The sequence below is a fragment of the Rhizobacter fulvus genome (assembly GCF_964020785.1).
In genome coordinates, this window is record NZ_OZ224516.1 from 4,965,250 (window position 1) to 4,986,002 (window position 20,753).

The window sequence follows — 20,753 nt, forward strand, 5'->3', positions numbered from 1 at the left end:
TTCAACAGTCAAACACTCGCCGGCTCAGACGCGAACCAGCGTGCCTTCGTCCTCGCCCATCACCACCCGCTTCAAGGCGCCCGGCTTGAAGATGCTGAACACGCGGATCGGCAGCTTCTGGTCGCGGCACAGCGCGAACGCGGTGGCGTCGAGCACCTGCAGGTTCTTCGTGATGGCCTCGTCGAACGTCAGTTCGGAATAACGGGTGGCGCTGGGGTCCTTCTTCGGGTCGGCGGTGTAGACGCCGTCGACCTTGGTCGCCTTCAGCACGATCTGCGCGCCGATCTCGGCGCCGCGCAGCGCGGCAGCGGTGTCGGTCGTGAAGAACGGGTTGCCGGTGCCGGCCGCGAAGACCACGACCTTGCCCTCTTCGAGGTACTGCAGCGCCTTCGGCCGCACATAGGGCTCGACGACCTGCTCGATGCCGATCGCCGACATCACGCGCGCCGTCATGCCCTCCTGGCGCATCGTGTCGGCCAGCGCGAGCGCGTTCATCACGGTGGCCAGCATGCCCATGTAGTCGGCGGTCGCGCGGTCCATGCCGACCGAGCCGCCGGCCACGCCGCGGAAGATGTTGCCGCCGCCGATGACGACCGCCACCTCGACCCCCAGCTGCGTCACTTCCTGCACCTCGCGCACCATGCGCACGATGGTGGCCCGGTTGATGCCGTAGGCATCGTCACCCATCAGGGCCTCGCCGGACAGTTTCAGCAGGATGCGCTTGTAGGCGGCCATGGTTCGGACTCCGGATATTGTGGTTGCGCTCGTGGCGCAGGTTTGGCGCGAAGTCTAAGTCTTAAAACCTCGAAATCAGCGCCCCGGAGAGTCCGCCAGGGCGCCCCGCAGGCGCACTCGCGAATCAGCCGCCCTTGGCAGCCGCCACCTGGGCCGCGACTTCGGCCGCGAAGTCGTCGACCTTCTTCTCGATGCCTTCGCCGACGACGTACAGCGTAAAGCCCTTCACGGTCGTGGCCTTCTCCTTGAGCATCTGCTCGACGGTCTGCTTGTCGTTCTTGACGAAGGCCTGGTTGAACAGGCTCACTTCCTTCAGAAACTTGGCGACCGAGCCTTCGATGCGCTTGGTGACGATCTCGGCCGATTGCGGCGTCTTGCCCTCGGCCTTGGCCTTCTCGGCGTCCTCGGCAGCCTTGGCGGTCGCGACCGAACGCTCGGTCTCGATCAGCTTGGCGGGCACGTCGCTCGACTGCAGCGCGACCGGCTTCATCGCCGCCACGTGCATCGCCACGTCCTTCGCGGCGACCTCGTCGCCCTCGAACTCGACCATCACGCCGATGCGTGTGCCGTGCAGGTAACTCGCGAGCTTGCTGCCCTCGTAGCGCTTGAAGCGGCGGATCGACATGTTCTCGCCGATCGTGCCGATCAGGCCCTTGCGCACGTCTTCCAGCGTCGGGCCGTAGCCATCCTGCGTGTACGGCAGCGCCGACAGCGCGGCCACGTCGGCCGGGTTGTTCTCGGCGACCAGCTTCGCGCAGGCGTTGGCCATCGCGAGGAACATGTCGTTCTTGGAGGTGAAGTCGGTCTCGCAGTTGACCTCGACCAGCGCGCCGGCGTTGCCAGCCACCGCGGCGACGATCACGCCCTCGGCGGTGATGCGCGAGGCCGCCTTGCCGGCTTTGCTGCCGAGCTTGACGCGCAGCAGCTCTTCGGCCTTCTCCATGTCGCCGCCGGCTTCGGTCAGCGCCTTCTTGCATTCCATCATCGGGGCGTCGGTCTTGGCGCGCAGTTCGCCGACCATGCTTGCAGTGATTGCAGCCATCTTCTTTAACTCCTGGATTCGGGTGGAAGAAAGGGGCCAATGGCCCCTTCTGTCGTGGTGCCCGGGGCCGGCAATGCCGGCCGGGCTCGGGGCATCAGGCGCCTTCGCTGACTTCGACGAATTCGTCGCCCTCGGCGGCCGCGGCCTGCACGACGTCGTTCGTCGCGTTGGCCTTGCCTTCGAGGACGGCGTCGGCCACGGCCTTCGCGTACAGCGCCACGGCCTTCGACGAGTCGTCGTTGCCCGGGATCACGTAGTCGATGCCTTCAGGCGAGTGGTTCGAGTCGACGATGCCGATGATGGGAATGCCCAGCTTCTTGGCCTCGAGGATCGCGATCTTGTGGTAGCCGACGTCGATCACGAACATCGCATCCGGCAGCGCGTTCATGTCCTGGATGCCGCCGATGTCCTTCTCGAGCTTGACCATCTCGCGCTGGAACATCAGCGCTTCCTTCTTGATGCGGATCTCGGTGCCGGCCTCGACCTGCGCCTTCATGTCTTTCAGCTTCTTCAGCGATCCCTTGACGGTCTTGAAGTTGGTCAGCATGCCGCCGAGCCAGCGCTGGTCGACGAAAGGCATGCCGGCGCGCTTGGCTTCGGCGGAGATGACCTCGCGCGCCTGGCGCTTGGTGCCGATCATCAGGATCGTGCCGCGCTTGGCGGCCGTCTGACGAATGAACTTCATCGCGTCGTTGAAGAGCGGCTGCGTCTTCTCGAGGTTGATGATGTGGATCTTGTTGCGATGGCCGTAGATGTACGGGGCCATCTTCGGGTTCCAGAAGCGGGTCTGGTGGCCGAAGTGGACACCGGCTTCCAGCATTTCACGCATGGTGACAGTCATGAGGACTCCAAAGGTTGGTTCTAGAATCCGGCTGGAATCGCTGCAAACCCGCCGCAACACTGCGGCGAGTCTGTCGCAACACCTTTTATCAGCCGGTTCGCGATTAACTTGACTCGGAATGAGCCAAGCCAATCGATTATAGCATTCCCATGACCCCTGACCTGACCGGCTCGCTGGAGCAAGGCAACGCGCCCACCTTGCTGGAATCCTGCATTCACGCGGTTCAATCCGCCGCCAACCGACACACCTTCGTCTCGACGTCCTTCGACGCTGCCCGGCGGGCCGCGGACGCCGCCGACGCGGCCCGCCGCGCGGGTGCGCCGATGCCCGCGCTCGGCGGCCTGGCGGTCAGCATCAAGGACCTGTTCGATGTGCGCGGCGAGACGACCGCCGCCGGTTCGACCGTGCTTGCCTCCGCCGCGCCGGCCGCAGCCGACTGCCCGGCCGTCGCGCGCCTGCGCGCGGCCGGTGCCGCGCTGATCGGCCGCACCAACATGTCCGAGTTCGCGTTTTCGGGCGTCGGCATCAACCCGCATTTCGGGACGCCGGCGAATCCGGCGACGCGCCTGCTCGACGACGAACCGCGCATTCCCGGCGGCTCGACCTCCGGCGGCGGCGTGTCGGTTGCCACCGGGGCTGCGTGGGCGGCCCTCGGCTCCGACACCGGCGGGTCGATCCGCATTCCGGCGGCACTGCAAGGCCTGGTCGGCTTCAAGAACACCGCGCGGCTCACGCCGACCGAGGGCGCGATCCCGCTGTCGACGACGCTCGACACTGTCTGCGCGATCACCCGCTCGGTGCGCGATGCGGTGCTGCTGCACGAGGTGCTGGCGGACCGCCGCGTCACGCGGTCGGGTCGGCCCAGCGCGTCGCTGCGCTTTGCGGTGCCGACCACGTCGATGCTCGACGGACTGGACGCGACGGTGCAACGCGCGTTCGATCGCTCGCTCGCGACGCTGCGAGCGGCCGGCGTACAGATCGAGGAGATCGCCCTGCCCGCGCTCGCCAGTGTGCCGCCGAGCTTTTCGCCGCCCGAGGCCTGGGCCTGGCACCGACATCTGCTTGCGGCGCGCCAGGCCGAGTACGACCCGCGCGTCGCGGCGCGCATCCGTCGCGGCGAGGCCATGAGCGCGGCGGACTACATCGACCTGCTGCACGCGCGCCAAGCGTGGATCGCGACAATGGAGACGACCATGCGCGGATTCGATGCGATGTTGAGCCCGACCGTGCCGATCGTCGCCCCGGCGATTGCACCGCTGCTGGCCAGCGACGACGCGTTCTTCGCGACCAACATGCTGCTGCTGCGCAACCCGTCGGTCGTCAACATGCTCGATGGCTGCGCGCTCTCGCTGCCGTGCCACGCCGCCGGCGAGATGCCTGTCGGCCTGATGGTCTGGGCCGGTGCGTTGAAGGACGACACCGTGCTCGACGCTTCGCTCGCGATCGAGGCCGTGCTCGCGGCGGTCGGCGCATGAGGGTCGCGGTGATCGGTGCCGGCGTCATCGGGGTGACCACGGCCTACGAACTGGCGGCCGACGGCCACGAGGTGACGGTGTTCGAGCGCCGCGGCAGCGTCGCCGCGGAAACCAGCTTCGCGAACGCCGGCGTCGTGGCGCCGGGCTATGTCACGCCGTGGGCCGCACCCGGCATGCCCAGGAAGGTGCTCGGCCACCTGCTGAGTCGCCATGCGCCGGTGCGTGTGCACGCCGGCTTGAGTCTCGGCGAGATCGGCTGGATGTGGCGCTGGTGGCGCGCCTGCGAACTGGGCACTTACCAAGCCAATCGCTTGCGGATGCAGCGCCTCGCCTTCTTCAGCCGCGAGCGGCTGCACCGCCTCACGCGGGACCTGAAGCTCGACTACGAGCGTGGCAGCGGCTACCTGGTCCTGCTGCGCACCGCCAAGGACCTGGCAATGGTCCGGCCCGGTCTGGCGTCGTTGACCGAACTCAACACCCGGCACGAGATGCTCGACGCCGCGCAGTGCCGCGCCGTCGAGCCGGGCCTGTGCGACGAGACCGCGCTGCACGGCGGCGTGTACCTGCCGGACGACGAGGTCGGCAACTGCCGCCAGTTCACCACGCTGCTGCGTGCCGAGGCGCAACGCATCGGCGTGCGCTTTCGCTTCCACACCGTGGTCCAGCGGATCCTGGCCGGCGCGGCGCCGCAGGTCGTGCATCGGTATGCGCCGCCGGAGGACGCCGCGACCGCGATCACGCACGCGGGAAGTGCCGAGAGCGCACCCGTCGACACGCAAGATACCCAGCCGATGGCGCTCGATCCGGTGACCGAGCGCTTCGACGCGGTGGCCGTGTGCGCGGCGCTCGCTTCGGCCCCGCTCCTGCGCCCTCTCGGCCTGCGGCTGCCGATGCAGGCGGTCTACGGCTACTCGCTCACCGTTCCGCTGCGCCGCATCGATGCCCATGGGGACATCGGCCCGCGCGCCGCGCTGATGGATGAACGCTACAAGGTCGCGATCAGCCGGCTCGGGGCGCGGGTTCGCGTCGCGGGGAGCGCCGAGATCGGCGGCCCGGCCGAGCGCCACGATCCGCGCGCGATCGAGACGCTCTACAAGGTGCTGCACGATTGGTTTCCGGGCAGCACGCAGCTGAACCAGGCGCAGGTCTGGAAAGGCGCGCGGCCCATGATGCCGGACGGCCCGCCGGTGCTCGGGCGCAGCGGCGTCGAAGGCGTGTGGGTCAACCTGGGCCACGGCTCGAGCGGCTGGGCGCTGTCGTGCGGTTCGGCGCGCGTGCTCGCGGACTCGATCGCCGGACGCGCTCCGGCGATCGATGTCGACGGGCTCGGCATCGAACGCCTGCGAGGCTGAACGCGATGCTCCCGGTGCTGCCCCCGACCGGCGAACTCCCGCTGCTCGACGCGCCGCAGACCCGCGTGCTCGAGCAACAGGCGAGCGCAGTGCTGCCACCGCACACATTGATGCAGCGGGCGGGTGAGGCCGTCGCGCGGCTCGCGCTGGCGCTCGCGCCGCACGCCTCGCGGATCTGGATCGCGGCCGGCCCCGGCAACAACGGCGGCGATGGCCTGGCGGCCGCGGTCCATTTGCGGCAATGGGGCAAGCAGGTCGCGGTCTCAATGTTCGGCGACGCCGCCGCGCTGCCGGCCGATGCGGCGGACGCATTCGCCCGCGCCCGCGCCGCGGGGGTACCGATCGTGACCTCGCCCACGCCGGACGCACTGCCGCAGCTGGCGATCGACGCCTTGCTGGGCGTCGGTGCGAACCGCGCGCCGGGCGGGCTGGTGGCCCAGGGCATCGGGGCGTTGAACCGGCTCGCCTGCCCGGTCCTGGCGGTCGATCTGCCGTCCGGCCTGCACCCGCGCACCGGCCAGCCACTGGGCGACGCGTGCGTGACGGCATCGGTCACCCTCGCGCTGCTGACCCTCAAGCCCGGCCTATTCACCGGTGCCGGCCGCGACCACGCCGGCTCGGTCTGGCTGGAGACGCTCGGCGTCGACGCCGGCGCGCTCCTGCCCGACGCGTGGTTGTCCCGCGTGACGCCGGTCGCCGCGCGACGCCATGCCCAGCACAAGGGCAGCTTCGGCGATGTGGCGGTGGTCGGCGGTGCACCCGGCATGGATGGGGCGGCGTTGCTCGCGGCGCGTGCCGCGCACGCGGCCGGCGCAGGACGGGTCTACGTGCAATTGCTCGACCGCTCGGGGGTCGCGCTGCGCGTCGATGGCGCGCACCCCGAGCTGATGTTCCGCAGCGACTGGCTCGCCGGCGGGGCCGACGTCCTCGCCCGCTCGACCGTCGTGTGCGGCTGCGGCGGCGGCGATGCGGTGCGCGCCCCGCTGCCGCGCCTGCTGAGCGGCGCGCGCCGGCTCGTGCTAGACGCCGATGCATTGAACGCCCTGGCCGACGATGCGACGCTCGAAGCGCTGCTCGTGGCCCGGCGCAGCCGGGGCCTGGCCACGGTGCTGACCCCGCACCCGCTCGAGGCGGCCCGCCTGCTGGGCGCAACGGCCGCCGAGGTGCAGGCGGACCGGCTGCAGGCCGCGCGCGAGCTCGTGCGCCGCTTCGCGAGCGTCGTCGTGCTGAAAGGTTCGGGCAGCGTGATCGCCGCGCCGGGCGAGACGCCGCGCATCAACGGGACCGGCAATGCGGCGCTCGCCACGGCCGGAACCGGCGATGTGCTCGCCGGCTGGATCGGCGGCCGCTGGGCGCAGCGATCGACGGGGGCCGAAGCGGCCACGGCGTTCGCGGTCGCGCGCCAGGCCGTCGCGGAGCACGGTGCCGCCGCGGAGCCGGCCCCGGCGGGCGCGCTTCGCGCCACCGCCTTGATCGAGCGCCTCGGCGCCCGCTGACCTGCCGGTTCGGCGCGGCTCAGCCGAGCGCGCGCATGGCCTTGCCGGTCTCGAGCGTGCCCTGCGCGTTGCCGCTGGCCGGCACCGACTCGTCGCCGCGGTCGGACAGCGCGTCGAACTGCACCGCGACCTGCTCGGCCGCATCGTCCGGCAGGCCGACGAACACGCCCTGCGTCAACGTGACGTGCGCGCGCTCGAACGACCCCGCGCCAGCGCACAGGATCGCGCGGGTCGGCGCGTCCTCGGCGACGAGCGCGAGCAGCCCCGGCGTGACGGCTTCCGGCTTCAGCAGGTTCAGCACCGCCTCGGGCATCAGGTTCTCGGTCATGCGCGTGGCCGCCGTCGGCGCGAGGCAGTTGACGCGGATGTCGTTCTTCGCGCCCTCGATCGACAGCGTCTGCATCAGGCCCACCAGCGCCATCTTCGCGGCGCCGTAGTTCGACTGGCCGAAGTTGCCGTACAGGCCGCTCGACGACGTCGTCATCACGATGCGGCCGTAGTTCTGCGCGCGCATCACGTCCCACACCGCCTTGGTGCAGTTGACCGCGCCCATCAGGTGGACCTCGACGACGAGGCGGAAATCGTCGAGCGCCATCTTCGTGAAGCTCTTGTCGCGCAGGATGCCGGCGTTGTTGACCAGGATGTCGACGCGGCCCCAGGCCTTCATCGTCTCGTCGACCATGGCCTGGACCGCGCCGAAGTCGGTCACCGACGCGCCGTTGGCAAAGGCTTCGCCACCGGCGGCGCGAATCTCGTCGACCACCGCCTGCGCGGCCTTGGGCGTGCCGCCGGTGCCGTCGAGCGTGCCGCCCAGGTCGTTCACGACCACCTTGGCGCCGCGCGCCGCGAGCGCCAGGGCATGTTGCCGACCCAGGCCGCCACCGGCGCCGGTCACGATGGCCACGCGGCCGTCAAATCGAATCGTCATCTGTCTTTCTCGGTTGTGGATGGATCGCGGATGGGGTCAACGGCGCGTCGACGACTTGCCGCCGGAGGCACGCCCGCCCGACTTGCGCGCCACGGCCTTGGCCGCACGCACCGGATGTGTCGCCGGGCCGCCGCGCGCCTTCTGCGCCTTTTTCTTGGTCACCGCCTTGACGGCGCGATCGGTCTCCTTGACGTGGGCCAGCTCGCTGGCGGCCGTCGCATTGGCCTTGTCGCGCTTGGAGCGCAGCAGGGTCGCGTCGTCATCGCCATCGCGGACCATGCGGAAGTCGATCTTGCGCCCGTCGAGGTCGACGCGGCTGACCTGCACCCGCACGCGCGAGCCGACCACGTAACGCACGCCGCTGCGCTCGCCGCGCAGTTCCTGGCGCACCTCGTCGAAACGGTAGTACTCGCCGCCGAGCTCGGTGATGTGCACCAGGCCCTCGACGTACAGCCCGTCGAGCTGCACGAACAGGCCGAAGCTCGCCACGGCGCTGACGGTGCCGCCGTATTCCTCGCCGAGATGCTCGCGCATGTAGCGGCACTTCAGCCAGGCTTCGACGTCGCGCGAGGCCTCGTCGGCACGGCGCTCGTTGACGCTGCAATGCACGCCGGCGACTTCCCACTTCTCTTCTTCGGCGGTGGCCTGGCGCGCGGGTTTGGTCGTCTTGCGGTTGCTCGGCGCGGGGTTGCTGGCGCCGGTGACGAGGTGGTAGCGCTTGCCGCCCAGCAGCGCCTTGATCACGCGATGCACCAGCAGGTCGGGATAGCGCCGGATCGGGCTCGTGAAGTGGGTGTAGGCCTCGTACGCGAGACCGAAGTGGCCGCTGTTGATGCCGGTGTAGATCGCCTGCTGCATCGAACGCAGCAGCATCGTGTGGATCTGCATCGCGTCGGGGCGGTCCTTCGTCGCGTGCGCGATCGCCTGGAACTCGCCGGGCTTGGGGTCGTCGCCGATGGACAGCCCCAGGCCGAGCGCGCGCAGGTAGTTCTGCAGCAGCGTCTTCTTCTCGGGCGTCGGCCCTTCGTGCACGCGGTACAGCGACGGATGCTTGGAGCGCTCGATGAAATCGGCCGAGCAGACGTTGGCGGCAAGCATCGCCTCTTCGATCAGCTTGTGGGCTTCGGTGCGGGTGCGCGGGACGATCTTCTCGATCCGGCCGTTCTCGTCGCAGACGATCTGCGTCTCGGTGGTCTCGAAATCGATCGCACCGCGCTTGTTGCGCTCCTTGAGGAGCGCACGGTAGACCTCGTGCAGGTTCAGCAGGTCGGGCACCAGCTCCTTGCGCTTCGCGGCTTCGGGGCCCCGGGTGTTCGCAAGGATCGCGGCGACCTCGTTGTAGGTGAAGCGGGCGTGCGAGCAGATGATCGACGGATAGAACTGGTACGCATGGATCTCGCCGCTGGCGGTGATCAGCATGTCGCAGACCATCGCGAGGCGATCTTCGTACGGGTTCAGCGAGCACAGGCCGTTGCTGAGCTTCTCCGGCAGCATCGGGATCACGCGGCGTGGGAAGTAGACCGACGTGGCGCGCTCGTAGGCGTCGTCGTCGATCGGTTCGCCAGGCTTCACGTAGTGGCTCACGTCGGCGATCGCGACGATCAGGCGCCAGCCGTTGTTGTTCTTGACCCGGCCGATCTTGGCGGGCTCGCAGTACACGGCGTCGTCGAAGTCGCGTGCGTCCTCGCCGTCGATCGTGACCAGCGCGACGTCGGTCAGGTCGATGCGGCCCTTGCGATCGACCGCGCGGATCTTGTCCGGCAGGCCCGCGGCCTGCGCCAGCGTGGCCGGCGAGAACTGGTGCGGCACCTCGTACTTGCGCACCGCGATCTCGATCTCCATGCCGGGATCGTCGATCTCGCCGAGCACCTCGGTCACGCGGCCCACGGGCTGCGAGTACATCGACGGCGATTCGGTCAGCTCGATGGCGACCACCTGCCCTGCGGTCGCATTCGCGATCGCGTTCTTCGGGATCAGGATGTCCTGCCCGTAGCGCTTGTCTTCGGGGGCGACGAGCCAGACGCCGCTTTCGTGCAGCAGCCGGCCGATGATGGGCGCCTTCTTGCGCTCGAGGATTTCCAGCACGCGGCCTTCGGGGCGGCCTTTGCGGTCGTAGCGCACGATGCGCGCCTTGACGCGGTCGCGGTGCAGCACCGCGCGCATTTCCTGTTGCGACAGGTAGAGGTCGGCCTGGCGGTCGTCGCGCACGACGAAGCCGTGGCCGTCACGGTGGCCTTGCACCGTGCCCTCCACTTCGACCATCAATTCGTTGCCGACGGGGTTGGTTGTTTTCAATGTGTTTGTTTTGATGATATAGTCCGAGACTTCCTGAAATGCCCAGGTGGCGGAATTGGTAGACGCACTAGTTTCAGGTACTAGCGGGTAACTCCGTGGGGGTTCGAGTCCCTTCCTGGGCACCAAGATGGATAGCGCAAGATGATGAAGGCCGCCGCGAGGTGGCCTTTTTCATTGTCGCGTCGAGTGGGTGGTTCAGATGACGAATTTCTTCGCGAGCGCGTCGGGCCGCATGTCGTCGTACTCCTCGAACGGCTGGTGGATCCACGGGCTGGTGGGCAGCAGCTCGACGTAGTAGTCGGGCGTGTAGCTCGACACGCCCTTGGTCCAGATCACCGCCGAGCGCAGCTCGCTGATCGACGGCATGCCGCGCAGCCGGTCGACCACTGCGCGCAGCGTCACGCCGGAGTCGGACAGGTCGTCGACCAGCAGCACGCGCCCGGCGAGTTCGCCCTTGGGCATCGTGATGTACTTCGCCAGGTCCAGGCGGCCCTGGATCGTGCCGGCCTCGGCGCGGTAGGAGCTGGTCGACATGATCGCCAGCGGCTTGTCGAACACCCGCGAGAGCACGTCACCCGGACGCATGCCACCGCGCGCCAGGCACAGGATCTGGTCGAACTCCCAGCCCGAACCGGCGATCTTCAGCGCCAGCCGCTCGATGAGCATGTGGTACTCGTCCCAGCTCACGTACAGGTGTTTGCCGTCGTCGGTCAGCATGCGTCGGGTCCTTCAGACTGAGGTTGATTCGGTCGGAGCATAAGGGGTGTGCATCAGTCCTTGTACGGATGCCGCAACAGGATCGTGTGCTCGCGGTCGGGGCCGGTCGAGACCATGTCGATCGGCGCGCCGATCAGGCCCTGCACGCGCTCCAGATAGCGCCGCGCGTTCACCGGCAGCTTGTCCCATTCGGTGATGCCGAAAGTGGTCTCGGTCCAGCCCTCGAAGGTGTCGTAGATCGGGACGCAGGCGACGATGTCGTCGGCGTCGAGCGGCAGGATGTCGATGCGCTCGCCGTGCAGTTCGTAGCCGACGCAGACCTTGATCTCCGGCAGGCCGTCCAGTACGTCGAGCTTGGTGATGCACAGCCCCGAAATCCCGTTGATGATGACCGAGCGCTTCAGCAGCGCGGCATCGAGCCAGCCGCAGCGGCGCGGCCGGCCGGTGACGGTGCCGCGTTCCTGGCCGACGGTGGACAGGTGGTGGCCGACGCTGCCCGGCACGTCCATGTCGAGCTCGGTCGGGAACGGGCCGCTGCCGACCCGTGTGGTGTAGGCCTTGGTGATGCCGAGGATGTAGTGCAGAAGGTCCGGACCGACGCCGGCGCCGGCCGCCGCGTTGCCGGCCACGCAGTTGCTCGACGTGACGTACGGGTAGGTGCCGTGGTCGATGTCGAGCAGCGTGCCTTGCGCGCCCTCGAACAGGATGTTGGCGCCGTTGCGGTTGGCGTTGTGCAGGATGTAGCCGACGTCGGCCATCATCGGCTTGAGCTGCTCCGCCACCGCCATAGCGTGATCGAAGATCGGCTGGAATTCGAGCGGCTTCGACTTCAGGTAGCCCGAAAGCGCGTAGTTGTGCAGTTCGACGAGCTCGCGCAACTTCTTCGCGAAGCGCTCGGGATGCTTCAGGTCCTGCACGCGCAGCGCGCGGCGCGCGACCTTGTCTTCGTAGGCCGGGCCGATGCCCTTGCCGGTGGTGCCGATCTTGCCGGCACCGCTGGTCTCGCGCAGTGCCTCGCGGGCCTTGTCGACCTCGACGTGGAACGGCAGGATCAGCGGACACGATTCGCTGATGAACAGCCGCGAGCGGACCTCGACGCCGATCTTCTCGAGCCGCTCGATCTCGCCGAGCAAGTGCGTCGGATCGACGACGACGCCGTTGCCGATGTAGCAGGCCACGCCGTCGCGCATGATCCCGGACGGAATCAGCTGCAGCGCCGTCTTGATGCCCTTGATCACGAGCGTGTGGCCCGCGTTGTGGCCGCCCTGGAAGCGCACCACGGCCTGCGCGTGGTCGGTCAGCCAGTCGACGACCTTGCCCTTGCCCTCGTCGCCCCATTGGGTACCGACGACGACGACGTTGTGGCCAGCCGCTTTCGTGCCGGTACCGGAGTTCATTGCTTGCATGTCGGATCGTCCAGGAAACTGATTCTTGTGGGGGCGTGTGGTGCCGCGCTCAGAGCGCGCGCACCACCCATTCGCCCTGGGCCAGCACGAGTTCGCGATCGCACGCGAACTCCTGCGCTTCGTCTTCATGACCGGGCAGCACGCGCGACACGGTCTCTCCCTGCTCGCGCAGGCTGCGCACCTTGGCGCGCAGCGCCTCGTCCTCGGCCCATGGCGCGCGGATCGCGGCGTGCAACGGCCGCGCAGGCGCGATCGCGGCCAGACTCTTCAGGTCGAGGCTGAAGCCGACGGCCGCGCGGTTGCGCCCGAACGCCGCGCCGACTTCGTCGTAGCGACCGCCGCGCGCCACCGCATCCGGCGACCCTGCCGCGTACGCCGCGAAGCGCACGCCGCTGTAGTAGCCGTTGCCGCCGATGTCGGCCAGGTCGAAGCCCACCGTCACTTCGGGATGCGACTGCGTGACCCGCTGCGCGAGCCATTGCAGGTCGTCGAGCGCGGCCTGCACCAGCGGGCGCGTCGGCAACATGCGGCGTGCCAGGTCCAGCACCTCGGTGCCGCCATACAGCGACACCAGGGTCTGCAGCGCCTGGCGCACCTCGGCCGGAAACCCGCGCGCCAACTCGCGCAGCGCCGCGGCATCCTTCGCGGCCAGCGCCGCGTAGACCTCGCCGAGCTGCTCGGCGCCGACCATCACACCGGACAGCAAGCCGCGCAGAATGCGCGCGTCGCCGAGATCGAGCATCACACCCGCCAAACCGGCACTGCGCAGGCAGTCGAGCGTCAGGTCCTGCACTTCGAGGTCGGCCTCGAGACCGCCATGGCCGTAGATCTCGGCGCCAAACTGGAGCGGCTCGCGGGTCGCGTGCAGCCCGTCGGGCAACGCATGCAGCACCGGGCCGCAGTAGCACAGGCGCGTCACACCGGCCCGGTTCAGCAGGTGCGCGTCGATGCGCGCGACCTGCAACGTGCTGTCCGAGCGCAGCCCGAGCGTGCGGCCACTGAGCTGGTCGACGAGCTTGAAGGTCTTCAGGTCCAGCGTGCGGCTCGCGCCGGACAGCAGCGACTCGACGTGCTCCAGCAGCGGCGGCATCACGAGCTCGCAGCCATAGCTGCGAGCCACGTCGATCAGCCCGCGACGGAGTTCTTCGATGTGCCGCGCCTGGGCGGGCAGGACATCGGCAATGTGCTCGGGCAGCAGCCAAGCAGAGGACATGTGGAAACGCCGGGGGGTTAAAAACGGCATTGTACCGGCGCCCTCCACGCCCGGACGGGCCGGCTCAAGTCAGGAACACGTAGAGCATCGCGATCCCGGCGAGCATGCTCGACAGACCGATGAAGCGGATCTGGCCATCGCTCATCTGCAGCGCCTTCTCGAACACCGAACGCCAGCGTGGCGGGCTGATGAACGGCAGCAGGCCTTCGATCACCAGCATCAGCGCGAACGCGCCGAACAGCAGGTCGGCCAGGCCCGGCGACCCCATGACGGCCGCCTACTTCTTGGCCGCAGCCGCTGGCGCCGTGGCGCTGCCGCGCATCGACTGGAAGAAGTCGCTGCTCGGGTCGACCACCATCACGTCCGACTTGTTGCGGAAGCTCGCGCGGTAGGCCTCGAGGCTGCGGTAGAACTTGGCGAATTGCGGGTCGCGGCCGAATGCGTCGGCGAAGATCGCGGAAGCCTTGGCATCGCCCTCGCCCTTGATCTTCTGCGCGTCGCGGTAGGCCTCGGCGACGATCACTTCGCGCTGCCGATCGGCGTCGGCGCGGATCTTCTCGCCTTCGGCGCCACCGGTCGCACGCAGCTGGTTGGCGACCTGCTTGCGCTCGGACGCCATGCGGCTGTAGATCGAATCGGTGATGTTGGCGACGAAATCGACCCGCTTGATGCGCACATCGAGGATCTCGATGCCGAACGACTTGGCCTCGTCGGACAGGCGACCGCGCACGTCCTGCATGACCTTGTCGCGCCCGCTGGACAGCACCTCGCCGACGGTGCGCTTGGTCACTTCCTCGTTGAAGGCGGCGTGCACGATCGGGCTCAGCCGCGTCTCCAGGCTCTTCATGTCGGAGCCGTTGTTGCGGATGAACTGGCGCGGGTCGGTGATGCGCCACTTGACCAGCCAGTCGATCACCAGACTCTTCTTCTCGGCGGTGAAGATCGGGCGGGTCTCCGGGCTGTCCATGGTCTGGATGCGGCGGTCGAGGAAGACGACGTTCTGGAACGGCGGCGGCAGCTTCCACTTCAGGCCCGGTTCCTGGATCACTTCCTTGATTTCACCGAGCGCATAGACCACCGCCACCTGGCGCTGGTCGACGACGAACAGCGTCGACGACAGCAGCATCAGCGCGAGCAGCAGGCCACCGACGATCAGGACGAGACGATTCATGTTCTTGTTCTCCTTCTTCGCGACTCAGCGGCTCTCGCGGTCGCGGCTGCGCGCGTTGTCACGCGAGCGCGAATCGGCGGCGGCGGGCGGCGGTGCGGTTTCCGGGGCGGGCACGGCTGCCGCACCGGTCGGCGTGGCCGCCGTCTGCTGCAGCAGCTTGTCGAGCGGCAGGTACAGCAGGTTCGAGTTGTTTCGCACGTCGATCATGACCTTGCTGACGTTCGAGTAGACCTGCTGCATGGTGTCGAGGTACATGCGGTCGCGCGTCACGGCGGGCGCCTTCTGGTACTCGGTCAGCACGCTGGCGAAGCGCTGCGCATCGCCTTCGGCCTTGGACGTCATGCTGGCCTTGTAGCCCTGGGCCTCCTCGCGCAGCCGCGCGGCGGTGCCCTGCGCCTTCGGAATCACGTCGCTCGCGTAGGCCAGGCCTTCCTTCTTCAGGCGGTCGCCGTCCTGGCCGGCTTTGAGCGTGTCCTCGAACGCGGCCTGCACCTGCTCGGGCGGCTGCACGCTCTGCACGTTGATGTTGACCACGACGATGCCGGCCTTCAGCCGGTCGAGCTGGCCCTGCACCGACTTGGCAAGCTCGGTCGCGATCGCGTCGCGTTGCTCGTACAGCACCGAATCGATCTTGCTCTTGCCGACGATCTCGCGCACCGCGGACTCGGCGGCCAGGGTGACGGCCGATTCCGGATCCCGGTTCTCGAACAGGAAAGCGCGCGCGTCCTTCAACCGGTATTGCACGGTGAAGCGGATGTCGACGATGTTCTCGTCCTGCGTCAGCATCGACGAGTCGCGCAGGCCGGTGGCCGCGATCACCGCGTTGCGGCCGACTTCCGTCGAACGCAGCTGGGTGAAATTGACGATCTCGTTGGCCTGGAAGGGGTACGGCATGCGCCACTGGAAGCCGGCGTCGGCCGTATGGCTGTACTTGCCGAACGAGGTGACGACCGCCTGCTGCCCTTCCTGCACGATGAAGAAGCCGCTGCCGAGCCAGATCAGGGCGACGACGCCGGCGACCAGGCCGACGCCGATGCCGGCGCTCTTCATGTCGGGCTGGAAGTTGGGGCCGCCGCCGTTGCCGTTGTTGTCGCCCGAACCGTTGCCGCGCGGCGTGTTGCCGCCACCCTTGCCGCCGAACAGGCCGCTGAGCTTGCGGTTGAAGTCACGCCAGAGCTCGTCGAGATCCGGCGGACCGTCGCCGCGGCCGCCGCTGTTGAGAAGCCAGCCTGCAGCGTGCGTGCGCAGGCGCCGGAAGCGGCCTGGGGGAGTCGTGTCGCTCATGGTCATGCAAGGGTGTGATGAGGGGCCGATGGCGCCGGGTCGGTCGGTTCGCCTTCGTCGTCGGCCGCGTGCGACAGGCGGATGTCATCTGGGGCTGCTTCGCGGCTATTCAAGAAGCCCTCGAGCGTGCCGCCGATGGCTTCTGTCAGGATCTGGCGCAACAGCGGCAAGCCTTCGCCCGTGCGCGAGCTGACGAACACCCGGGGCACGCGCCGGCACGCGCCGAGCTCGAGCACGTCGCGCAATTCGCGCGGGCGCTGGGTGTCCTCGAGGCGGTCGAGCTTGTTGAAGACCAGCACCTGCGGGATGTCGGCGGCGCCGATCTCGGCCAGCACGCGCTCGACCTCGGCCATCTGCTCGGCCAGCACCGGGCTGGCGCAGTCGACCACATGCAGCAGCAGGTCGGCATCGTTGGCCTCCTGCAAAGTCGCCTCGAACGCTTCGATCAACTTGTGCGGCAGCTCGCGGATGAAGCCGACCGTGTCGCTGAGCGAGATCGAGCGCGACACGCCGTCCAGGTGCAGCTGCCGGGTCGTCGTGTCCAACGTCGCGAACAACTGGTCGGCGGCATAGGCCTTGGCATTGACGAGAACGTTGAACAAGGTCGACTTGCCGGCATTGGTGTAGCCGACCAGCGAGACACGGAAGGTCTGGTTGCGCTCGCGCGAGCGGCGCTGGGTGCTCCGCTGCTTCTTGACGCGCTCCAGCTGCTTCTTCACCGCCTTGATGCGCTCGCCGATCATCCGCCGGTCGAGCTCGATCTGCGCCTCGCCCGGGCCGCCGCGCATGCCGATGCCGCCGCTCTGGCGCTCCAGGTGGCTCCAGCGGCGCACCAGGCGCGTCGACAAATATTGCAGGCGCGCGAGTTCGACCTGCAGCTTGCCCTCGTGGCTCTGCGCGCGCTCGCCGAAGATCTCGAGGATCAGCATCGTGCGGTCGGCCACGGCCACACCGAGGTGCTTCTCGAGGTTGCGCTGCTGGGCGGGCGACAAGGCCTGATCGAACAGCACCGCGTCGGCTTGGTGCGCCTGGACCAGCGCCTTGATCTCGTCGGCCTTGCCCGAGCCGACGAACAGCGCGGCGTCCGGCGCCTTGCGGCGCGCGATCACGCGCTCGACCGCAATGTCGCCGGCCGATTCGGCCAGCAACGCGAGTTCGTCGAGGGTGTCGTCGAACGCCTTGCCGCGACCGAAGTCCACGCCCACCAGGATCGCCCGTGCAGGGTTGTCCAACCCCTTGGGGGCGGTCGAATCGGTCGAACTCAAGGGAATGCGGGGATGGCGGTTGTCGCGCTCAAGCGGCCGGATCCGTCGGCTCGGCGGCGTGGAAGTTCACCGCGCGGCCCGGCACGACGGTCGAGATCGCGTGCTTGTAGACCATCTGCGTCACGGTATTGCGCAACAGCACCACGTATTGATCGAACGACTCGATGTGGCCTTGCAATTTGATCCCGTTGACGAGGTAGATCGAAACCGGAACGTGCTCCTTGCGCAGCAGGTTCAGGAATGGGTCTTGTAGGAGTTGCCCTTTGTTGCTCACGATATTCTCCGTGATGAAGCTTCAGAAGCGGTCACGTTAACACAGCGATGACGCGGCGCAGCAAGTTTGGGGGCTTTGCCCCGGGCCGCCGGCGTCAGTCCTTGTCGAACGGATTTTTCGACGACCGCAACTCGATCCGCATCGGCGTGCCGGTGAGCTTGAAGTGCTCGCGGAACCGCCCTTCGAGGAAGCGCTTGTAGGTCTCGGTGATGTGGTCCAGCGAGTTGCCGTGGATCACGATCAGCGGCGGATTCATGCCGCCCTGGTGGGCGTAGCGCAGCTTCGGGCGGAACGCCCCTGCCCGCTTCGGCGCCTGATGCTCGACAGCCTCCTGCAGCAGTCGGGTGAGCACCGGCGTGGGCATCTTCTTGATCGCCGACGCGTGCGCATCGGCAATCGCCTTCCAGACCGGACCGAGGCCTTGCCGCTTGATCGCGGAGATGTGCAGCACCGCGGCGAACTTCAGGAAGGCCAGGCGCTGCTCGATCGAGCGCTGCAGCGTCTCCTTCTGGTAGGCGTCGACCGCGTCCCACTTGTTCACGGCCACCACGACCGCGCGCCCGCTCTCTAGGATGTAGCCGGCAATGTGTGCGTCCTGGTCGGTCACGCCCTGCGTCGCGTCCAGCAACAGCAGCACGACGTTGGCATCCGCGATCGCCTGCAGCGTCTTGACGACCGAGAACTTCTCGATCGCCTCGAACACCTTGCCGCGACGGCGCAGGCCGGCGGTGTCGATCAGTTCGAATTTCTGGCCGCCGCGCTCGAACGGCACCGTGATCGCATCGCGCGTGGTGCCGGGCTGGTCGAACGCGACCAGGCGCTCCTCGCCGAGCCAGGTGTTGATCAGCGTGGACTTGCCGACGTTCGGCCGCCCCGCCACCGCCAGGCGGATCGGCCCGCCGTCCTCCGGCGTCGCCTCGTCCTCGTCGTCGAACTCGAACTGCGCCAGCGCCGCCTCGGTCAGGCTGCGGATGCCCTGGCCGTGCGCCGCCGAGATCGGGTGCGGCTCGCCGAGGCCGAGTTCGTAGAACTCGCCGAGCAGCGGCGACTCCTGCATGCCCTCGGCCTTGTTGACCGCGAGGATCACCTTCTTGCCGACCGTGCGCAGGTAGCGCGCAATGTCGTGATCCTGTCCCGAGACCCCGGAGCGCACGTCGACGACGAAGATCACCGCATCGGCCTCGGCGACGGCCTGGCGCGTCTGCTTGGCCATCTCCTTGACGATGCCGGTGGTGCTGTCGGGCTCGAAGCCGCCGGTGTCGACGACGATAAACTCGTGCTCGCCACTGCGCCCGTCGCCGTAATGGCGGTCACGGGTCAAGCCGGCGAAGTCGGCCACGATCGCATCGCGGCTCTTCGTCATCCGGTTGAACAGGGTGGACTTGCCGACATTGGGCCGGCCCACCAGGGCGATGACGGGTTTCATTTGACGCGGCGTCGTGCGCTTACTGGCGGAAGGCGAATAGGCCGCCCTTGCGCGTGACGACCAGCATCGTGTTGCCCGAGACCACGGGTTGCACGCCGATCGGGCCACCGTCGGTCGTCGAGCGCAGCTGCGCCTCGCCAGTCTCGCGGTTCAGCCAATGCAAGGTGCCGTCCTCGTCGCCGAACACGACCGACTTGTTGAAGACCGCCGGGGCGCTCAGCGAGCGGTACAGCAGCTTGTCGCTGGACCAGGCGGTTTCACCGCTCTCCGCCTTCCACGCGGTCAGGCGGTCAGAGGCGTCGCCGCCGAACAGGAACTGCGCATCGCCGCCGATCGCATCGGTGCCGCCACCGCTGCGGCTCCAGCCGAGCAGGCCGCGCTCCGCGTTCACGCAGCCGACCGCCGCCTGGAACGAGCGCGCACAGACCATGTCGCCATTGCGCACCGGTGGGCCGACCAGGTCGGCCAGGCGCTCGATCTCGTTCGCGCCGCGCGGCGAGCCGACCGCCACGTCCCAGCGCACCGTGCCGCGCAGCGGATCGACCCCGGCCATGCGCGGGCCTTGCCCGACGATCAGCGTGTCCTTGAACGTGGCCAGCACGCCGGACTGCGCCAGCGTCAGCGGGTCGCCGGGGCGTTGCAGCACCCAGAGCTTGCGGCCGTCGAGCACGTCGAAGGCCTGCACACCGCGGTCGACACCGAGCACGAAAACGCGCTCGCCGGCCACGAGCGGCGCGGTGGTGACGCGGCCGCCCATCGGCTTGCGCCACTTGACCTGACCTTGGTCGAAGACGACCAGCTCGCCGTCGCGGGTCACGACGGCGGCGTAGCGCCCATCGCTGCCCACGCCGGCGCTGAGCTTCGCGCCGGCCGTGGCGCGCCAGATCTCGCGGCCGCTGTCGGCGTCGAGCGCCATCACCGTGCCGTCGTTGCCGGCGACGGTGAACTGGCCCTTGGTCGCCGCCACGGTCAAGGGGAACTGCACGCCATCGACGCGCTGCGTCCAGGCGACCGTCGCGGCGATCTTCGGCGTCAACGCTTCAAGGGGCTCCGGCTTGGGCTTGCCGCCGCCGGCGCAAGCCGCGAGCAAGGTCACCAGCGCGAGCGCCGACGCACGGATCAGCAGGCGGGCGGCGCTCACTTGACGCTCCCGGCGCCGGCCGCGGTGTCGACTGGCGCGGCCCCGAGCGCGGTCAGCTTGGCGTCGATCAGGCGGCGGTAGCCCACGGTCGCGTCCATCGCCTGCCAGGCCTTCGCGTAGGCCGCCTTGGCCTCCTCGGGTTTGTTCTGCGCGATCAGGACATCGCCGCGTCGGTCGCTGACCAGCGCCGCGAACTCGGGCGAGGTGGCGCTGTCGAGTTGCTTCAGGGCCTCGTCGTATTTCTTCTGGTCGAGCAGCACGCCGGCGGCGCGCAGCCTGGCGATCGTCTGGTACTCGACCTCGGTGGCATTGGCGGCGACCCAGGCCAGCGACGCCAGCGCGGCATCGGGCTTGCCCTTCTCGAGTTGCACCTTGGCCGCCAGCAGCCCGGCCTGCTCGGTGAAGGCCGTGCGCGGGTAGCGCGCCTGCATGTCGGCGAAGACGCGCGTCGCCTGGTCGACATCGCCCGCCTGCGCGGCCTTGTCGAGCTGGTCGAACATCGCGCCCGACTTCTCGGCCTGGTCGCGCTGGTAGAGACCCCAGCCGTTCCACGCCGCATAGGCGCCGAGCACGACGATGAGCACCCAGGTCAGCAAGGTGCCGTAGCGCTTCCAGAAGGCCTTCAGCTGGTCGAGCTGTTCTTGTTCTTCGAGATCGAGATGGGTAGCCATTGGACGGGTTGCTTTCCAGTG

19 protein-coding genes and 1 tRNA gene are annotated in these 20,753 nt (G+C 68.5%); 4 read left to right on the forward strand and 16 right to left on the reverse strand.

The features are described from left to right. Window positions 1-24: 24 nt before the first annotated feature. From pyrH to rpsB, 3 genes are all read right to left on the reverse strand, one after another. Complete coding sequence (pyrH, locus tag ACWH49_RS23565) at window positions 25-735, reverse strand: UMP kinase (RefSeq protein WP_448173655.1); 711 nt, start codon at window positions 733-735, stop codon at window positions 25-27. A 124-nt stretch (window positions 736-859) separates the two neighbouring features. Beyond that, window positions 860-1,777 carry a translation elongation factor Ts gene (gene tsf / locus ACWH49_RS23570; RefSeq protein ID WP_448173656.1) on the reverse strand — a complete coding sequence of 306 codons (918 nt, stop codon included), beginning with the start codon at window positions 1,775-1,777 and terminating at the stop codon, window positions 860-862. Between the two features lie 94 nt (window positions 1,778-1,871). Continuing rightward, window positions 1,872-2,618, reverse strand: coding sequence for a 30S ribosomal protein S2 (rpsB, locus tag ACWH49_RS23575; RefSeq protein WP_056469903.1), 747 nt, complete (start codon window positions 2,616-2,618; stop codon window positions 1,872-1,874). 149 nt (window positions 2,619-2,767) lie between these two features. Between rpsB and ACWH49_RS23580 the strand changes: the two genes are divergently transcribed. Genes ACWH49_RS23580 through ACWH49_RS23590 form a run of 3 tightly spaced genes read left to right on the forward strand, consistent with a single transcriptional unit; the run spans window position 2,768 to window position 6,941 of the window. Then, complete coding sequence (locus ACWH49_RS23580) at window positions 2,768-4,093, forward strand: amidase (RefSeq protein WP_448173657.1); 1,326 nt, start codon at window positions 2,768-2,770, stop codon at window positions 4,091-4,093. Continuing rightward, a complete protein-coding gene (locus ACWH49_RS23585; protein ID WP_448173658.1) occupies window positions 4,090-5,445 on the forward strand; it encodes an FAD-dependent oxidoreductase in 1,356 nt (451 codons plus the stop codon). The genes ACWH49_RS23580 and ACWH49_RS23585 overlap by 4 nt, the downstream gene beginning before the upstream one ends. A gap of 5 nt (window positions 5,446-5,450) precedes the next feature. Then, window positions 5,451-6,941, forward strand: coding sequence for an NAD(P)H-hydrate dehydratase (locus ACWH49_RS23590; protein WP_448173659.1), 1,491 nt, complete (start codon window positions 5,451-5,453; stop codon window positions 6,939-6,941). 19 nt (window positions 6,942-6,960) lie between these two features. Here the strand turns inward: ACWH49_RS23590 and ACWH49_RS23595 are convergent, their stop codons facing one another. Further along, window positions 6,961-7,869: an SDR family NAD(P)-dependent oxidoreductase gene (locus ACWH49_RS23595; protein ID WP_448173660.1), complete on the reverse strand. Its 909-nt coding sequence runs from the start codon at window positions 7,867-7,869 to the stop codon at window positions 6,961-6,963. A gap of 36 nt (window positions 7,870-7,905) precedes the next feature. After that, entirely contained in the window at window positions 7,906-10,131 is a 2,226-nt protein-coding gene (gene rnr, locus ACWH49_RS23600; RefSeq protein WP_056469916.1) for a ribonuclease R, read from the reverse strand. 73 nt (window positions 10,132-10,204) lie between these two features. Between rnr and ACWH49_RS23605 the strand changes: the two genes are divergently transcribed. Then, a tRNA-Leu gene (locus ACWH49_RS23605) sits at window positions 10,205-10,289 on the forward strand. 70 nt (window positions 10,290-10,359) lie between these two features. Here ACWH49_RS23605 and ACWH49_RS23610 read toward each other — a convergent pair. The 11 genes from ACWH49_RS23610 to ACWH49_RS23660 all read right to left on the reverse strand — a co-directional run bounded on the left by ACWH49_RS23610 (window position 10,360) and on the right by ACWH49_RS23660 (window position 20,732). After that, window positions 10,360-10,881 carry a phosphoribosyltransferase gene (locus ACWH49_RS23610; RefSeq protein ID WP_448173661.1) on the reverse strand — a complete coding sequence of 174 codons (522 nt, stop codon included), beginning with the start codon at window positions 10,879-10,881 and terminating at the stop codon, window positions 10,360-10,362. A gap of 53 nt (window positions 10,882-10,934) precedes the next feature. Beyond that, window positions 10,935-12,287: an adenylosuccinate synthase gene (locus tag ACWH49_RS23615; RefSeq protein WP_235580514.1), complete on the reverse strand. Its 1,353-nt coding sequence runs from the start codon at window positions 12,285-12,287 to the stop codon at window positions 10,935-10,937. A 49-nt stretch (window positions 12,288-12,336) separates the two neighbouring features. Then, window positions 12,337-13,500, reverse strand: coding sequence for an ATP phosphoribosyltransferase regulatory subunit (locus tag ACWH49_RS23620; RefSeq protein ID WP_448173662.1), 1,164 nt, complete (start codon window positions 13,498-13,500; stop codon window positions 12,337-12,339). A 64-nt stretch (window positions 13,501-13,564) separates the two neighbouring features. Continuing rightward, window positions 13,565-13,768, reverse strand: a complete 204-nt coding sequence (locus tag ACWH49_RS23625) for a DUF2065 domain-containing protein (protein WP_056469926.1) — start codon at window positions 13,766-13,768, stop codon at window positions 13,565-13,567. 9 nt (window positions 13,769-13,777) lie between these two features. Further along, window positions 13,778-14,671 carry a protease modulator HflC gene (gene hflC, locus ACWH49_RS23630; protein WP_448173663.1) on the reverse strand — a complete coding sequence of 298 codons (894 nt, stop codon included), beginning with the start codon at window positions 14,669-14,671 and terminating at the stop codon, window positions 13,778-13,780. A 24-nt stretch (window positions 14,672-14,695) separates the two neighbouring features. Beyond that, on the reverse strand, window positions 14,696-15,955 hold the full coding sequence (hflK, locus tag ACWH49_RS23635; RefSeq protein WP_448173664.1) for an FtsH protease activity modulator HflK: 1,260 nt from the start codon (window positions 15,953-15,955) through the stop codon (window positions 14,696-14,698). A 2-nt stretch (window positions 15,956-15,957) separates the two neighbouring features. Then, complete coding sequence (gene hflX / locus ACWH49_RS23640; protein ID WP_448173665.1) at window positions 15,958-17,220, reverse strand: GTPase HflX; 1,263 nt, start codon at window positions 17,218-17,220, stop codon at window positions 15,958-15,960. A gap of 28 nt (window positions 17,221-17,248) precedes the next feature. Continuing rightward, complete coding sequence (hfq, locus tag ACWH49_RS23645; protein WP_056469939.1) at window positions 17,249-17,494, reverse strand: RNA chaperone Hfq; 246 nt, start codon at window positions 17,492-17,494, stop codon at window positions 17,249-17,251. Window positions 17,495-17,588: 94 nt separating this feature from the next. After that, the gene (gene der / locus ACWH49_RS23650; protein ID WP_448173666.1) at window positions 17,589-18,920 is read right to left on the reverse strand and encodes a ribosome biogenesis GTPase Der; all 1,332 of its coding nucleotides are present in this window, start codon (window positions 18,918-18,920) and stop codon (window positions 17,589-17,591) included. Between the two features lie 19 nt (window positions 18,921-18,939). Next, entirely contained in the window at window positions 18,940-20,061 is a 1,122-nt protein-coding gene (gene bamB, locus ACWH49_RS23655) for an outer membrane protein assembly factor BamB (protein WP_448173667.1), read from the reverse strand. After that, window positions 20,058-20,732, reverse strand: coding sequence for a YfgM family protein (locus ACWH49_RS23660; RefSeq protein WP_448173668.1), 675 nt, complete (start codon window positions 20,730-20,732; stop codon window positions 20,058-20,060). Before ACWH49_RS23660 ends, bamB begins: the two co-directional genes overlap by 4 nt. Window positions 20,733-20,753 lie beyond the last annotated feature (21 nt).

Coding starts and splice junctions, on each gene's coding strand:
- ACWH49_RS23620 (WP_448173662.1), bottom strand. CDS start 13,500: ATGTCCTCTGCTTGGCTGCTGCCCGAGCACATTGCCGATGTCCTGCCC.
- ACWH49_RS23610 (WP_448173661.1), bottom strand. CDS start 10,881: ATGCTGACCGACGACGGCAAACACCTGTACGTGAGCTGGGACGAGTAC.
- ACWH49_RS23595 (WP_448173660.1), bottom strand. CDS start 7,869: ATGACGATTCGATTTGACGGCCGCGTGGCCATCGTGACCGGCGCCGGT.
- pyrH (WP_448173655.1), bottom strand. CDS start 735: ATGGCCGCCTACAAGCGCATCCTGCTGAAACTGTCCGGCGAGGCCCTG.
- ACWH49_RS23615 (WP_235580514.1), bottom strand. CDS start 12,287: ATGCAAGCAATGAACTCCGGTACCGGCACGAAAGCGGCTGGCCACAAC.
- rpsB (WP_056469903.1), bottom strand. CDS start 2,618: ATGACTGTCACCATGCGTGAAATGCTGGAAGCCGGTGTCCACTTCGGC.
- hflC (WP_448173663.1), bottom strand. CDS start 14,671: ATGAATCGTCTCGTCCTGATCGTCGGTGGCCTGCTGCTCGCGCTGATG.
- ACWH49_RS23585 (WP_448173658.1), top strand. CDS start 4,090: ATGAGGGTCGCGGTGATCGGTGCCGGCGTCATCGGGGTGACCACGGCC.
- ACWH49_RS23580 (WP_448173657.1), top strand. CDS start 2,768: ATGACCCCTGACCTGACCGGCTCGCTGGAGCAAGGCAACGCGCCCACC.
- ACWH49_RS23660 (WP_448173668.1), bottom strand. CDS start 20,732: ATGGCTACCCATCTCGATCTCGAAGAACAAGAACAGCTCGACCAGCTG.
- rnr (WP_056469916.1), bottom strand. CDS start 10,131: ATGGTCGAAGTGGAGGGCACGGTGCAAGGCCACCGTGACGGCCACGGC.
- hflK (WP_448173664.1), bottom strand. CDS start 15,955: ATGAGCGACACGACTCCCCCAGGCCGCTTCCGGCGCCTGCGCACGCAC.
- ACWH49_RS23590 (WP_448173659.1), top strand. CDS start 5,451: ATGCTCCCGGTGCTGCCCCCGACCGGCGAACTCCCGCTGCTCGACGCG.
- der (WP_448173666.1), bottom strand. CDS start 18,920: ATGAAACCCGTCATCGCCCTGGTGGGCCGGCCCAATGTCGGCAAGTCC.
- ACWH49_RS23625 (WP_056469926.1), bottom strand. CDS start 13,768: ATGGGGTCGCCGGGCCTGGCCGACCTGCTGTTCGGCGCGTTCGCGCTG.
- tsf (WP_448173656.1), bottom strand. CDS start 1,777: ATGGCTGCAATCACTGCAAGCATGGTCGGCGAACTGCGCGCCAAGACC.